The following is a 14,567-nucleotide window of genomic DNA, read 5'->3' on the forward strand; positions in this document are numbered from 1 at the left end:
GAAATTTTGTTTGAATTCCGTCGCGCGGCAGACGCGCCACGGACCACGTGAACAGGGAGAAAAACCATGGGCCGCCTCGAAGGCAAATCCGTCATCATCACCGGCGCTGGAAGCGGTATCGGCCGTGCGGCCTCGCTGCTGTTCACCAGGGAAGGCGCCAAGCTGATCGCGGTCGATCGCACCGATGGCGTCAACGAGACCGCCAAGCTGGTGCGCGACGCCGGCGGCACCGTCGAAGCCGTCACCGCCGATGCCGGCTCGGAGAGCGACGTGAAGGCCTTCATTGACAAGGCCGTCGCGAAATACGGCAAGCTCGATGCGATCTGGGCCAATGCCGGCGTCAGCGGCGGCCTCGTCCCGCTCGCCGACCAGACTGTCGAACACTGGCAGGAAGTGCTGCGGATCAATCTGATCGGCCCGTTCCTCGCGATCAAGCATTCGATTCCATACATGACCAAGCAGGGTTCCGGTTCGATCGTCTGCACCGCCTCCGTCGCGGGCCTGAAGTCCGGCGCCAGCGGACATCCCTACGGCGCCAGCAAGGCCGGCGTCATCAGCCTGGTGCAGACCACCGCCTACTCGCTCTCCGGCACCGGCGTGCGCATCAACGCGATCTGCCCGGGCCTGATCGAAACCGGCATGACCAAGCCGGTGTTCGATCGCGCCAAGGAGCGCGGCACCCAGGACAAGATCGGCCAGCTCAATCCGCTGAAGCGTCCCGGCCAGCCGCACGAGCTCGCCGCGATGGGATTGTTTTTGGCGAGCGATGAAGCGTCCTACGTCAACGGCCAGGCGATCCCGGTCGACGGCGGCCTCACCGCGTCGATGCCGTATACGGGCAAGCCGATTTAACAACGCCACTCTCCGTTCGCGGTGCAAGTGAATTCCCGCGATAGTTCCACACTCACAACTGTCGTCCCTGCGAAGGCCGGGACGACACCTTGGAGGGTCTCGCGCGGTGTCATCACCCGCGCATGCGGGTGATCCAGTATTCCAGAGACGCCAGTGCTTGAGCCGAGAGGCCGCGGCGTACTGGATCGCCCGGTCGAGCCGGGCGATGACAGCTGTGAATGAGAATGCAGCTTCGCGTTCGTCGCACGACCTTCTCCGCACACTCCAGCCTAGCGCGCAATTGCGCACGGGGGCCGGGACCCATACGCCGCGGCGGATGTTGTGTAGGGACTCGTCATTCCAGCGTCGTGCAACAATTCGCATTTGTGGCAATGGGTCCCGGCCTTCGCCCGGGACGACACTGAATTTGTTGTAGGGCCGGTGAGTCAAACCCCGGCATTCTCGCGACGTGATCCGTCCGAGCTTTGCTCTTCGTTCCGCCCTCTCTCGAACAGAGGGCGCAGGGAAAGCCGGGTGCCGATCGCACCCATGGGCCCCGAGCAAAAGGTAGAAAGCTCGGGGGTAGGACCACAGGTGTAACCGGAGCAATCCGGCTTTCCCTGCGCGATGGGTTACGGCTTATACGTGCTCTCCCCGGCGAGACTGGGCTTGCTTGTCACCGCCTTCGCAAGACGCATTCGCGTCATACGAGAGGACACCTGCCGCTAGGGCGTCAGGACCACACGACTTCGCCGTCCGCTTCATGCGCACTCGTCAGTTGCGCACCAAGCGTCCACCGCATCTCGACCCACGTTCGTGACGACCGCGAAGCGCCCCTCGATCGAGCGAGACGGGCAAACCATACACTGAGTTGTACTTCAGATAAACCGAAATATTTTTGCACAAGGTGGTTGACAGCTTTTGCTGAGTTGCCCGTCGTGCCGAATGGGCAACACCGGTCCGCGCAACCGTGCGCCGCATCCTGCGCGCTGTTCTCCCCGTCGCATGGGGCGACATGCGTGGACCGCAATACCGTCACGCATCGGCCCGAATATTGCTTTGCTTGGGCAGGCAAACCAGCTGTTATGCTGGGGCCAACCAGATCACCGGCGCCCTCTCAATCCTCACAAACGAACAGGCAATGCAAAATCAACGTCCCGACCGTATCCGCAAGCTATTGGCCGACCTCGTCGCGTTCGACACCGTGAGCGACCGTTCCAACCTGCCGCTGATCGATTACATCGAAAAATATCTCGCCTCGCACGGCCTCAGTGGACAGCGCATTGTCGACGACACCGGACAGAAGGCCTCGTTGTGGGTCACGATCGGCCCCGAGGACAAGGCCGGGCTGGTCTTGTCGGGGCATACCGACGTCGTGCCTGTCGCCGGACAGGAATGGACCCAGAACCCGTTCGAGCTGGTCGAGCGCGACGGCCGGCTCTACGGCCGCGGCACCACCGACATGAAGGGCTTTGTCGCGGTCTGCCTCGCGATGGTTCCCGAGATGGTTGCGGCCGATCTGAAGACACCGATCCATCTGGCGATCTCCTATGACGAGGAGATCGGCTGCGTCGGCGTACGGCCAATGCTGCGCGAGGTCGCACGCAAGGTGGTGAAGCCGCTCGGCTGCTTCGTCGGCGAGCCCACGCAGATGCAGGTGATCATCGGGCACAAGGGCAAGCATGGCGTGCGCGCCACCTTCCGCGGGCTCGCCCGCCACTCCTCGATCGCGCCCGACGGCGTCAACGCGATCGAATACGCCGCCGACCTGATCACCGAAATCCGCCGCCGCGCCGCGCTGCTGACGGCCGACGCCGAACAGGGCAGCCTCTATGACGTCCCGCACTCGACCCTGCTCACCAGCATCGTCCACGGCGGCGCCGCGCTGAACATCGTGCCCGACCATTGCGCGGTGGAATTCGAATGCCGCGGCATCGGCATCACCGAGTCCAGGGAGGTGACGGATGCGATCGTCGCCTGGGCCAAGGCCGAGATCGACCCGGCGATGCGCAAGCGGCATCCGGACTGCGGCATCGACTTCGAGGAGATCCTCGACTACCCCGCGCTCGACACCGGGGCGGACGCCACCATCGTCACGCTCGCCAAGCAGCTGGCCGGCCGCAACGACCACGCCAAGGTCGCGTTCGGCACCGAGGCGAGCCTGTTCGTCAGCATGGCGGATGTGCCGTCGGTCGTGGTCGGCCCCGGCGGAATCGCGCAGGCGCATACGCCGGATGAGTTCGTCGAGATGTCGCAGCTCGCGGCCTGCGGAGATTTCGTCGCGCGGCTGATCACGCATTGCGCGAAGTGATGGTGGGCGACCGATTGCGTAGCCCGCATGGGCGACTTGTCCGCCATAGCTCGAAGAGCGACGGCGGAAGCGATATGCGGGAGCGGTTTCCCCGGGTATCATTTCCGCTCACCCGGGCGACGCTTTCTGTGGCGGTCTCACTTTTTGATGAAGGAAGGTAAGGCGAACCGCCTTTGTGGTACTGTCCCGCCGCACATTGGAGAAAGACCATGGCGTGGTGGATTTTCGTGATCGTTTCGATTGGGTCGATCCCCCTCGCATCCGCCATGGCGCGCGAACGCAACAGATCATCCCGACGATGGACTTGGACAGCCGTGGTCGTGGGACCATTGGCGCCGTTGGCACTGTTGATCCTCGGCGATACGAGGCGTCCGGCCTAACCCAACTAGAGGGCGGCAATCCGCCGATCCGGCCTGTCGACACCAAATCTATCGAACCGAGGTCCATGAGCGTGTCGACCGAGAACGAACGTCAGCAGGGCGGATTGGCGGAAACCTTGCGCGTGGTCGTGCATGCGCTGATCATCGCGCTGGTCATCCGCACCTTCCTGTTCCAGTCCTTCAACATTCCCTCAGCGTCGATGGAATCGACGTTGCTGGTCGGCGACTATCTTTTCCTCTCGAAATACAGCTACGGATATACGCACTACTCTCTGCCCTTCTCGCCGCCGCTGTTCTCCGGCCGCATCTTCGGCTCGGAGCCCAAGCCCGGCGACGTCGTGGTGTTCCGCCTGCCGAGCGACGACTCGATCGATTTCATCAAACGCGTGATCGGCCTGCCGGGCGACCGGATCCAGATGATCGACGGGCTGTTGTACATCAACGGTACCGCGGTCAAGCGCGAGCGCGCCGATGACTATTTTGATCGCGACGAGGGGCCGCGCCCGGTCCGCGTCAAGCGCTGGCGCGAGACCCTGCCGAACGGGGTCAGCTACTTCACCCTCGATCGCATCGAACGGTCCGAATACGACAACACGCAGGTCTATGTCGTGCCGCCCGGGCATTTTTTCGCGATGGGCGATAACCGCGACAACTCGGCCGACAGCCGCGTGCCGCCCGCCCGCGGCGGGGTCGGCTACGTGCCGTTCGAGAACCTGATCGGCCAAGCCAGGATGATCTTCTTCTCGATCGGCGACGACGCGCCGGCGTGGCAGGTGTGGCGTTGGCCGTCCTCGCTGCGCTGGAACCGGCTGTTCACGATCATTCGATGACGATCAGTGCGTAGTCGTGTAGTCCGCATGAGCGGCCCGTCCGCCGTAGCTCGTAGAGCGAAGGCGGAAGCGATATGCGGGAACACTGTCCCCGGGTATCGCTTCGCTCACCCGAGCTACGCGCTCTGTTCCGGATACCCCAAGATCGTCTTGAGCAATTTGGGAAAGCGCGCATTGATATCGGCTTCGCGCACCACATTGCGATGCTCGACGCCTTTTTTCGAGGTTTGAATCAAACCGGCTTCGCGCAGGACGCGGAAATGGTTCGACAGCGTCGATTTGGCCATCTCGGGGCACGGCGCCGCCGCGGTACACGACATGCAATCGTCCTGCTCTAGCAGGCTTCTGACAATCCTCAGCCGCATCGGGTCCGCGAGTGCTGCCAGCACTCCGGCCAATGTGATGTCCTCACGCGACGGGTGAACGAATTGCACCATGCCTAAATATATAGCGCTGCCCTTGAACAACTTCAATAGTTCATTATTACTGAACTATTGAACCACTCGCGCATCCGCGCGGGCAATGGAGAACAAGATGAGCAAAAGACTCGAGGGCAAAGTGGCGCTGGTAACCGGCGCGTCAAAGGGCATCGGCGCCGAGATCGCGGTCCGGCTTGCCGCGGAGGGGGCCGCGGTTGCCGTCAACTACAGCGCCAGCAAACCGGCGGCCGAGCGCGTGGTGGCTGCGATCACCAGCAAGGGCGGCAAAGCCATCGCTGTGCATGGCAATCTCACCGACGCCAGCCAGGTGAAGTCGGTGGTGGCCGAGACCGTCAAGGCGTTTGGTCCGATCGATATCCTGGTCAACAATGCCGGCATCTACGAGTTCGCGCCGCTGGATGGCATCACTGCCGAGCACTTCCACAAACATTTCGATCTCAATGTGCTCGGCCTGCTGCTGGTGTCGCAGGAAGCCGCGCGGCACTTCAATACGGCCGGCGGCAGCATCATCAATATCAGCTCCGGCGTATCGACGATCGCGCCGCCGAACTCCGCCGTCTATACCGCGACCAAAGCCTCGGTGGACGCGATCTCCTCGGTGCTGTCCAAGGAATTGGCGCCGCGCAAGATCCGCGTCAATACCGTCAACCCCGGCATGATCGCGACCGAAGGTGTCGTATCCGCCGGCCTTTCCGAGGGCGACATGCGCAAATGGATCGAGTCCGTCACGCCGCTGGCGCGGATCGGCAAGGTCGAGGAGATCGCAGCGGCAGTGGCTTTCTTCGCCTCGAACGATGCCTCCTACGTCACCGGCGAAACGCTGCACGTGACGGGCGGTCTTCACTGAACCGGTTGTTTTGCCATGCCCGGGTATCGGGCGGTGAACTTGTGACAGGCCACAGGGCGGATCACGCTACGCGAATCCGCCCTGCACGCCTTGCCAATTGCGGTAGTCCGCATGAGCGAAGCAACATGCCGGAGCATCACCCGGGTATCGCTATCGCTCACCCGGGCTACGGACTGGAAGGCAACTTTCCAGAGCGGTCTCGGGTTAGATTCGTGGGATGGGTAGAGCGAAGCGAAACCCATCACCTCGTTTCCGCGGCGCCATGATGGGTATCGCTTCGCTCCATCCTACGGACGACTACGTCGTAACAAACGAAACGGTCAATCCGTCAAGGACCGACGGATGTCATGTCCGTTGATTGCGTAAATCTCGAGTACCCGGTCAAAGGTGACTCCGAGCCTTTGCTCGACCGCCAATGGGTGTTCAGTCGGTTCCAACTCGATCTTTGGCCGTTGACGACCGCTCTTGAGATGTACCCTGCATTTGAGATTCAGCGTCTCGGGATAGCCTTGCAGGCAGTTCGAGAACCACCCGAACCACGGCCCCATGCCGTCCTGCCCGCCACTGTCGAAGCTCGCGACATACCGTTCGAAATTCTCGCGCGACAGCGTCGTCCACACGCCGAAGCCGAACCGCTTGTCGTCACTGCCGATGATCGGCAGTTCCAGCACGGAGCGCACGAAGAAGTGCTCACCCTCGAGCACGCAGAAGTCCTCCGAGAGAAAATCACCGTCGAGATCGAGGGCGCTATTGGGGGCCAATTCCTCCGGTCCGGGAAATTGCGCCGGCTTTCCGCATGCGAGATCAAAGATCCCATGGTGCTCATCCCCGCATGAATTGCAGCGCCAGGGCCGTTCCCACAGGCGTCGCCAACGAGGGTCATTGGACAAATCAAGGTCTGGCATGGTGAAGTCCTACCTCTGGTAGAACGAGCACGCAAGTTGCCCATGATGGGTTGAGCTCTTGCGAAACCCACCCTGCGTCTACGGATGGATCATAGCCCATCCGGCGGCAGGCCCGGTCCGGTCGCGGCCGGGCGAAGCTTGTCGCGCTTGCGCTCGCGGTAGAAGGCATAGAGGCCGGAGGCGACGATGATCGCGGCGCCGGCGAGCATTTGGACGTCGGGCTTGTGGCCGAAGGCGAGATAGCCAAGCAGCATCGCCCACAACAGCGCGGAGTAACGGAACGGCGCCACCGCCGAGATATCGCCGGTGCGCAGCGACACGATGATGCATTGATAGCCGATCAGGATCAGCACCGCGGCGAACACCAGCAGGCCGAGCGCGTGGCCGGACGGCGGACGCCAGCCACCGAGCGGCACCAGCACGACGGCGCCCGCCGTCGTCACCGTGACCGTCGTGAGCAGCGTGATGAACACCGTCGGCAGCTGCTTCGGGATGCGGCGCGTGGCGAGATCGCGCACCGCGCAGAAGCCGACCGACGCCAGTGCCAAAAGCGAGGCCTGGCTAAAACCTTCCGCGCCGGGCCGGACGATCACCAGCACGCCGATGAAGCCGGCGGCGATCGCAAGCCAGCGCCGCCAGCCGACCGGCTCGCCGAACACCAGCGCCGCGCCAAGCGTGATAACCAGCGGCAGCGCCTGGAAGATCGCCGAGGCATTGGCGAGGGGGATCTGCGCGATCGCCGAAAGGTAGGTCAGCGTGCCGCCGATCTCGCCCATGACGCGCAATCCGACCGGCCAGATCAACAGCGCGGCAAAACTGCGCAGCGCGTCGCGGTACCAGGCGAGCGCTGCGACCAGCACCATCGCGACCAGGCCGCGGACCAGCAGGATCTCCCCTATGTTGAGCTCCGCCGCGACCGCCTTGGTGATGGTGTCATTGGCCGTGAAGCTGGCCATGGCGGCCGCCATGAACAGGCTGCCGCGAAGATTCGGGGAAAGGGGCAAGATGAAAGCGTCCGATCAGGACAAAAGGCGGGAGCGTTGACCGGACTGACTTGCCAAAGCGGCGCGGTGAACTCAAGTCACAGATGGCTACAATGCGGAAACATGCCGCAGCTCGCAGAAGCGGCGCGATCTTGCTCCCTCGCCCCGCTCTCGCGGGGAGAGGGTTGGGGTGAGGGGCTGCCTCGGCAAACTCCGTGAAAGACGAACTCGCGGAGAGTCCCCCTCACCCGGATCGCATTTTGCGATGCGACGTAGCCGAAGCTGCGCTTCGGCGTTCTAGAGGACGGCCGCCGCAGGCGGCCTACGCCTCTCCCCGCAAGCGGGGCGAGGTTAAGAGAAGAGCGGCGCGAGCCCTTAAGGATCGCGCCGCGTTCGTATCAGGTTGCGCCGGCCTTCTGCGCGTATTCCCATGACGCCTGCGACAGCGGCACCGTGCGCTTGGCCGACTCGAGGGCCTTGGCATTCGCGGCGGTGCCGTCGCGGACCCGACCCGCGATGCCCTGCGTGATGCCGGCGAGGCGGAACAGATTGTAGGAGAAGTACCAGTTCAGATCCGGCACAGCCATGCCGGTGACATCGCAGTAGATCCGCGCGGCTTCATCCTGGCTCGGAATGTTCAACGCCTTGAGGTCGGCATTGGCGAGGCCCGGCATGGTCCACTGCATCAACAGATAGGTGAAGTCGGCCATGGGATCGCCGAGCGTCGACAATTCCCAGTCGAGCACCGCTTGCACCCGCGGCTCGATGGCATGGAAGATCATGTTGTCGAGGCGATAGTCGCCGTGCACGACCGAGACGCGCTTCTGCTCCGGCACCGTCTTCGGCAGCCACTCCGCGAGCTTCTCGAACTCGGGAATGTGCTGCGTCTCGGAGGCGCGGTACTGCTTGGTCCAGCGATCGACCTGGCGCGCAAAATAATTGCCGGGCTTGCCGAAATCGCCGAGGCCGATCTTTTCGGGATCGAGCATGTGCAGCTTCGCCAGCGTCTCGATCTTGCTGGTGAAGATCTTGCGGCGCGCGTCGCTCTCCTGGCTCGGCAGCGTCGGATCCCAGAACACCCGCCCCTCCTCCATCGACATGATGTAGAAGGCCGAGCCGATCACCGCATCGTCGGTGCACAGCGCGTAAGCTTTCGCGACCGGAAAATTCTGCTTGCCGAGCGCCGCGATGACGCGGAACTCGCGATCCACCGCATGCGCCGACGGCAACAATTTACCGAATGGACGGCGGCGCATCACGTAATTGCGGCCGGGGGTTTGGAGCTTGTAGGTCGGGTTGGACTGGCCACCCTTGAACTGCAGGACCGTCAAAGGTCCTTGAAAGCCCTCGACATGCTCCTGCATCCAGGCCGCGAGGTTCGCCTCGTTGATGCGATGGCGTTCCTCGACTTCCCTTGTGCCGGAAAATTCTTCGTCTTTCCTGACGCCGTCCGCCACGATGACGCTCCCTCAACTTCGTTCTCGGCAGCGCCGTCGGGCGCTGCCGCGATCAGGCCGGTTGGCCAGCCTGATCTCTTTTTTCATTCTGAGCACGATATCCGCGCGAACGCCGTGCGTTCCGGATCATGCTCAGTGCGACGTGTTTGCATACTTCCGAAGTTCAAGTCTGGCAATGGCGCGATTGTGCACCTCGTCCGGACCGTCGGCCAGCCGCAGCGTACGGATATGGGCATAGTCCTTGGCGAGCCCGGCCTCGTCGGAGACGCCGCCGCCGCCATACGCCTGGATCGCGTTGTCGATGATCCTCAGTGCCATATTCGGTGCGGTGACCTTGATCATCGCGATCTCGGCCTGCGCGGTCTTGTTGCCGACCTTGTCCATCATGTCGGCGGCCTTGAGGCACAGCAGGCGATTCATCTCGATGTCGGCGCGGGCCTCGCCGATGCGCTGCTCCCAGACCGAATGCTCGATGATCTTCTTGCCGAACGCGGTGCGCGAGGCGAGCCGCTTCACCATCTTCTCCAGCGCCTCCTCGGCCTTGCCGATGGTGCGCATGCAGTGATGGATGCGCCCCGGACCGAGACGGCCCTGCGCGATCTCGAAGCCGCGGCCTTCGCCGAGCAGGATGTTTTCCTTCGGCACGCGGACGTTTTCGAGCAGCACCTGGGCGTGGCCGTGCGGTGCATCGTCGAAGCCGAACACCGGCAGCATCTTCTCGACCTTGATGCCGGGGGTGTCGAGCGGCACCAGGATCTGCGACTGCTGCTGATGCTTGGCGGCGTTGAAATCGGTCTTGCCCATCAGGATCGCGACCTTGCAGCGGGGGTCGCCGACGCCCGACGACCACCATTTGCGGCCGTTGATGACGTAGTGATCGCCGTCCTTCTCGATCCGGGTCTCGATGTTGGTGGCGTCAGACGAGGCGACCGCGGGCTCGGTCATCAGGAAGGCGGAGCGGATCTCGCCGTCCATCAGCGGGCGCAGCCATTTGCGCTTCTGCTCCTTGGTGCCGTAGCGGATGAACACTTCCATGTTGCCGGTATCGGGGGCGGAGCAGTTGAACACTTCCGACGCCCAGGAAATGCGGCCCATCTCTTCCGACAGCAGCGCGTATTCGAGGTTGCTCAATCCCGCGCCGTGGAATTCGTCGTCCTCGTGCGAGGACGGCGGCATGAACATGTTCCAGAGGCCTTCGGCCTTCGCCTTCTTCTTCAGGTCCTCGAGGATCGGGATCACCTTCCAGCGCGGGCCTTCGGCGTCCTGCTTGTCATAGATCGGCACCGCGGGGCGGACATGCGCCTTCATGAAAGCCTGAACGCGCTCGAGCCATTCCTTCTGCCTGGCCGACATCGTGAAATCCATGGGACGCTCCTCGTTTTTTCCTAGACTTTGGGCCGCACTGTCCACCCGGCATCCGCAGGCCGCAAGGGCATTCGCTGATACGGCGGTGGTGGTGTGCCAGAATGCCGCCCGCATTGTTGCGGATTGACATTTCCGGCCGTTCAAACGATAGTTTCATACAAATGTTTGAAATGCAACTCCCGTCCACTTCGTCATTCCGGGGCGGCGCGTCAGCGGCGAACCCGGAATCCAGAGGTTACGGCGCGAGAGATCCCGGGTTCGATGCTGCGCATCGCCCCGGAATGACCGGAGGCTCAAGGCCATGGCCAGCGATCAGACCCGATCCGCCATTCTCGCCGCCGCCGAGCGGCTCTATGCCGACCGCGGCTTCGGCGACGTCACGCTGCGCGACATCGTCGCGGAGGCGAACGTCAACCTCGCGGCGGTGAACTATCATTTCGGTTCCAAGGACGAGTTGATCGCGGAGCTGTTCGTCACCCGCAGCATCCAGACCAACCGCGAGCGCCTCAATGAATTGAAGGCCGCGGAGGAGCGCGGCGGCGGCCGCGCCTCGATCGAGGACATCATGCGCGCCCTGGTCGGCCCACCCCTGCGCGGCTGCCTCGGGCCGGATCGCGAGGGCTCGACCGCGGCGCGCTTCATGATCCGCGCCTCGATCGAATCCGTGCCGCCGATCCGCCGCATCAAGAATCGCGAGGTCGATCATTTGCGCAAATTCGCCGCCGCGATGCGCCGCGCGATGCCTGGTCGCGACGACACCGAGCTCTATTGGGGCCTGCACTTCGCGCTCGCGATGGCGCATCACACCATTCGCGAGAAGGAACGCCTGCTGCGGCTGTCGGAAGGCAAATGCGACCTCGACGACGTCCGCGCCATCATCGATCGCGTCGTCACGGTCTCGGTGATGGCACTGACAATGGGCGACGTGCCGGCAAAACCGGCCGCGCGGCCGGTCGTGGTGCACGGCCGGCTGACGCGACAGGATCTCTGAGAGCCCCTAGTCTAAGGTTACAGCATGGCGATGCAATCGACCTCGACGTCGAACGGCCCGGTCCATTCCGGGATGCAGACGAAGATCCGCGCCGGCGGTTCGTGCGGGAAATACTTTGCGTAAACTGCGTTGAACGTGGTGAAGTGCTTGGCCGACGTGCAGAACACGTTGCACTTCATCACATTATCGAGCGTGGCGCCGGCGGCCTCAAGGCACTGCTTGAGCTGTGCCATGACCAGTTCGCTCTGCCGCTCGATCGAGGCGCCGGCGGCGAACTCGCCGGTTGCGGGATCAAACGGCGGCAGGCCGGACACGAAGATCATGTTGCCGGCCCGGGTGACCGGCGAGGCCGGCGCCTTCCAGCGCTCGAGCCAGCTCGAGATCGGTTCGACGCGAACGACTTCCCGTTTCATGATTGGCACCTTCGACAAGGGATCGATGGCGCCAAACTAGCAGGTCCATGTCAATAATGCTTCGATGCCGGTCGAAGTGTTATCGCCCACCAAACAGCCCTTTCCCCGTCATCCTGAGGAGCGCGTAGCGCGTCTCGAAGGATGCACGGCCGCCAGCCGGGCCGTCGTGCTTCGAGACGCGGCGCCAGCGCCGCTCCTCAGCATGACGGGATAGATATACCCGGCGTGGCTTCAATCCCGGCCTACAGAATCCCCTGTGCTTTCAGGCCTTCTACCCTGGCGTCGTCATAGCCGATGGTCGCCAGCACGTCCTTGGTGTCGGCGCCGAGCAGCGGCGGGGCGCGGTATTCGGTGATCGGCGTGCCCGAGAAGGTCAGCGCATTGCGGATCAGCGACAGGTTCGGCTCGTAGGGATGGTCGACCTTGACCTGCATGCCGCGCGACTGCACGTGCGGATCGCTGAACACCTGCTCGAAATTGTTGATCGGGCCCGACGGCACACCGGCTTCCTCGAGCTTCTCGAGCCAGTACGCGACCGGCTTCTTCAGGAACAGGCCGGCGAAGATCGCCATGATCTCCTTGCCGTGCACGACGCGGTCGTTGTTCTTGAAGAAGCGCTTGTCGTTCGCGAGCTCGGGCTCGCCGAGCACGGCGCAGGTGCGCTGGAACTGGCCGTCATTGCCGACCACCAGCATCAATTCGCCATCGGTGCAGCGGAACACGCCGGCGGGCATGCCGCCATTGCCCCAGGTGCCGCGGCGCGGCGGCATCTTGCCGTTGACGAGGTAGATCTGCAGCCAATGCGACAGCGATGCGATCACGGTGTCGAACAGGCAAACGTCGATGTGCTGCCCTTCCCCATTATTGGCGTCGCGATGATAGAGCGCCGAGAGAATCCCGATCGAGGTATTCATGCCGGTCATGTAGTCGACGATCGAGGGGCCGACCTTCATCGGGCCCTCGCCGGGCTCGCCGTCGATATGGCCGGTGACGCTCATCAGCCCGCCCATCGCCTGCAGGATCGCGTCATAGCCGGCGCGCGGGGCATAGGGGCCGGTCTGGCCGAAGCCGGTGACCGAGCAATAGATGATGCCGGGGTTGAGCTGCTTGATGGTCTCGTAGTCGAGGCCGTAGCGCTTGAGGTCGCCGACCTTGTAGTTCTCCATCATCACGTCGGCCGTTTTGGCGAGCTCGCGGATGATCGCCTGTCCTTCGGGCTTGGCGATGTTGACCGTGACCGACTTCTTGTTGCGGTTGGCGCAGAGATAGAACGAGTTGTTGTTGTTCTGCTTGCCTTCGGGATCGGCGAGATAGGGCGGGCCAAAGGCGCGGGCGTCGTCGCCGCCGCCGGGCCGCTCGATCTTGATCACTTCGGCGCCGAGATCCGCCAGCATCTGGGCCGACAGCGGGCCCGCGAGCACCCGCGTCAAATCGAGAATCTTGATGCCCGAGAGTGGCAAAGCCGACATGAAGCATTCCTCCGATATCTTGCAAAATCTTGATTATCTGGCGCCGGACGGTGTCCTGAGCGCGCCAAGGCTTGGGCGGCCAAGGCTTGCCGATACACCATTTTGGTGCGGCGAGCACTGCATTGTCGGCATGAAGCCATCCGTCCGCGGCCTATGTGCGGCGCACCGGCGGTATTTGGCCGGAACCGGCCGGCCGCTAACCCGATTGCCGCCACGCGAAATTGTGAAAGCGGCCGACACCGATTTGCCGCAGCGCCAGCGGTATTTTGCCGCGACGAGGAGGACACCATGCGGACGATCACGACGGCCGCGCTGCTCACCCTGCTTGCGATCGCAATTCCGCCGGCGGATGCGCGTGGCGGCCACGGCCATGGCGGCGGCTTGCACAGCATGCATACCGGCGGCGCAAATCGCGGCGGCGGATTTGCCGAGGACAAGCGCCATGGCAACGACCCCTACACCAAGGCGGCCTCCGACGAGGAGGACCACCTGCTCAACAACAAGCTGAAGAGCATCTGCCGCGGCTGCTAAAGCGCGTAGACATAAATCCGCGATGTCCGCTTCTCCCCCGGCAGAGGCGCAGGAGCGGACATCGCATAAGGCCGAAATGGGCCAACAGGAGACACGCCGGCCATCGGTCTTTGTCTGCCGCCGACGTCAATGCTCACGGTCGTCTCGCCGCTCGCTATGAACACTCAAGCACCCGCGGGCACGAAACCGGCCGCGGCCGTCCCGCGACCGTTCGTTGCCCAGACTTCGGCGGCGCCGCTGGCGATCACCAGCGATAGCCATACCCGCGATAGCCATACCCGCGATAGTACCCAGGGCCGTAGGCGTATGCGGGGCGAATAACGCGCCGGTACGCGGGACGAGCATAGTAAGAGCGGTATCCGCCGTAGTATGCGGGGGCGTAGCCGTAGTTGTAGTATGCCGGGGCATAGCCGCCGTAATACGCGGGGGCGTAACCCCCGTAATAGCCATAACCCGGTCCGCCGTAGTAGCCGTAACCTGGGCCATAGGCGTAGGCGCTGGAGGCTATGCCACCAACCACCGCCGCTCCGATTAGTCCGGCCGCGAGCCCAGCACCCCAGCCACCACCACGCCACGCTTGGGCTGGTGATGGAGCCACCAAGGCAGAGACACCGATGGTGGCAGCGGTCACTAACGCCAATGCTGCTTTGTTCATTTCCGAAGCCTCCGTTGTTCCCGGAACTTCAACCGACAATCCAGCGATAGTTTCCTCCGACCGCCGTTGGCGGAACGGTTTCCGTGAAATTTAATACTGATGAACGGTTTGGGAAAGCAAAACCACGGTGCCCAACGTCCGTGTCGGTTCAAGACCGGA

Annotated in this window: 13 protein-coding genes; 6 read left to right on the plus strand and 7 right to left on the minus strand. The window is 63.3% G+C overall.

Going from position 1 to position 14,567, the window contains the following annotated elements; all coding sequences use genetic code 11:
* The first annotated feature begins 66 nt into the window (after positions 1-66).
* The 3 genes from WDM24_RS25130 (at position 67) to lepB (ending at position 4,352) form a co-directional block, all read left to right on the plus strand.
* Positions 67-852 carry an SDR family oxidoreductase gene (locus tag WDM24_RS25130; protein WP_338827463.1) on the plus strand — a complete coding sequence of 262 codons (786 nt, stop codon included), beginning with the start codon at positions 67-69 and terminating at the stop codon, positions 850-852.
* Positions 853-1,972: 1,120 nt separating this feature from the next.
* Complete coding sequence (argE, locus tag WDM24_RS25135; protein WP_338827464.1) at positions 1,973-3,142, plus strand: acetylornithine deacetylase; 1,170 nt, start codon at positions 1,973-1,975, stop codon at positions 3,140-3,142.
* A 445-nt stretch (positions 3,143-3,587) separates the two neighbouring features.
* The gene (gene lepB, locus WDM24_RS25140) at positions 3,588-4,352 is read left to right on the plus strand and encodes a signal peptidase I (RefSeq protein ID WP_338827466.1); all 765 of its coding nucleotides are present in this window, start codon (positions 3,588-3,590) and stop codon (positions 4,350-4,352) included.
* A 116-nt stretch (positions 4,353-4,468) separates the two neighbouring features.
* Here lepB and WDM24_RS25145 read toward each other — a convergent pair whose 3' ends face one another.
* Entirely contained in the window at positions 4,469-4,789 is a 321-nt protein-coding gene (locus WDM24_RS25145) for an ArsR/SmtB family transcription factor (protein ID WP_338832443.1), read from the minus strand.
* A gap of 97 nt (positions 4,790-4,886) precedes the next feature.
* Between WDM24_RS25145 and WDM24_RS25150 the strand changes: the two genes are divergently transcribed.
* Positions 4,887-5,639 carry a glucose 1-dehydrogenase gene (locus WDM24_RS25150; RefSeq protein ID WP_338827468.1) on the plus strand — a complete coding sequence of 251 codons (753 nt, stop codon included), beginning with the start codon at positions 4,887-4,889 and terminating at the stop codon, positions 5,637-5,639.
* Between the two features lie 320 nt (positions 5,640-5,959).
* Here the strand turns inward: WDM24_RS25150 and WDM24_RS25155 are convergent, their stop codons facing one another.
* From WDM24_RS25155 to WDM24_RS25170, 4 genes are all read right to left on the minus strand, one after another.
* Positions 5,960-6,544, minus strand: a complete 585-nt coding sequence (locus WDM24_RS25155; protein WP_338827470.1) for a DUF2199 domain-containing protein — start codon at positions 6,542-6,544, stop codon at positions 5,960-5,962.
* An 89-nt stretch (positions 6,545-6,633) separates the two neighbouring features.
* On the minus strand, positions 6,634-7,548 hold the full coding sequence (locus WDM24_RS25160) for a DMT family transporter (RefSeq protein ID WP_414645625.1): 915 nt from the start codon (positions 7,546-7,548) through the stop codon (positions 6,634-6,636).
* A 377-nt stretch (positions 7,549-7,925) separates the two neighbouring features.
* On the minus strand, positions 7,926-8,984 hold the full coding sequence (locus WDM24_RS25165) for a phosphotransferase family protein (RefSeq protein ID WP_338827473.1): 1,059 nt from the start codon (positions 8,982-8,984) through the stop codon (positions 7,926-7,928).
* 132 nt (positions 8,985-9,116) lie between these two features.
* Entirely contained in the window at positions 9,117-10,349 is a 1,233-nt protein-coding gene (locus WDM24_RS25170) for an acyl-CoA dehydrogenase family protein (protein ID WP_029084004.1), read from the minus strand.
* 301 nt (positions 10,350-10,650) lie between these two features.
* On the opposite strand from WDM24_RS25170, the gene WDM24_RS25175 reads away from it, so the two are divergent.
* Entirely contained in the window at positions 10,651-11,340 is a 690-nt protein-coding gene (locus WDM24_RS25175) for a TetR/AcrR family transcriptional regulator (RefSeq protein ID WP_338827475.1), read from the plus strand.
* Positions 11,341-11,357: 17 nt separating this feature from the next.
* Here the strand turns inward: WDM24_RS25175 and WDM24_RS25180 are convergent, their stop codons facing one another.
* Together WDM24_RS25180 and WDM24_RS25185 are read right to left on the minus strand one after the other, a co-directional pair.
* Positions 11,358-11,753 (minus strand): RidA family protein, encoded by a 396-nt coding sequence (locus WDM24_RS25180; protein ID WP_029084002.1) that lies wholly within the window; start codon positions 11,751-11,753, stop codon positions 11,358-11,360.
* Positions 11,754-11,995: 242 nt separating this feature from the next.
* Entirely contained in the window at positions 11,996-13,222 is a 1,227-nt protein-coding gene (locus WDM24_RS25185; protein ID WP_338827477.1) for a CaiB/BaiF CoA-transferase family protein, read from the minus strand.
* Between the two features lie 288 nt (positions 13,223-13,510).
* On the opposite strand from WDM24_RS25185, the gene WDM24_RS25190 reads away from it, so the two are divergent.
* Positions 13,511-13,753 carry a hypothetical protein gene (locus WDM24_RS25190; RefSeq protein ID WP_338827479.1) on the plus strand — a complete coding sequence of 81 codons (243 nt, stop codon included), beginning with the start codon at positions 13,511-13,513 and terminating at the stop codon, positions 13,751-13,753.
* Positions 13,754-14,567: the final 814 nt, after the last annotated feature.

The organism is Bradyrhizobium sp. 27S5 (genome assembly GCF_037217225.1).
Classification (GTDB): Bacteria; Pseudomonadota; Alphaproteobacteria; order Rhizobiales; family Xanthobacteraceae; genus Bradyrhizobium; species Bradyrhizobium septentrionale.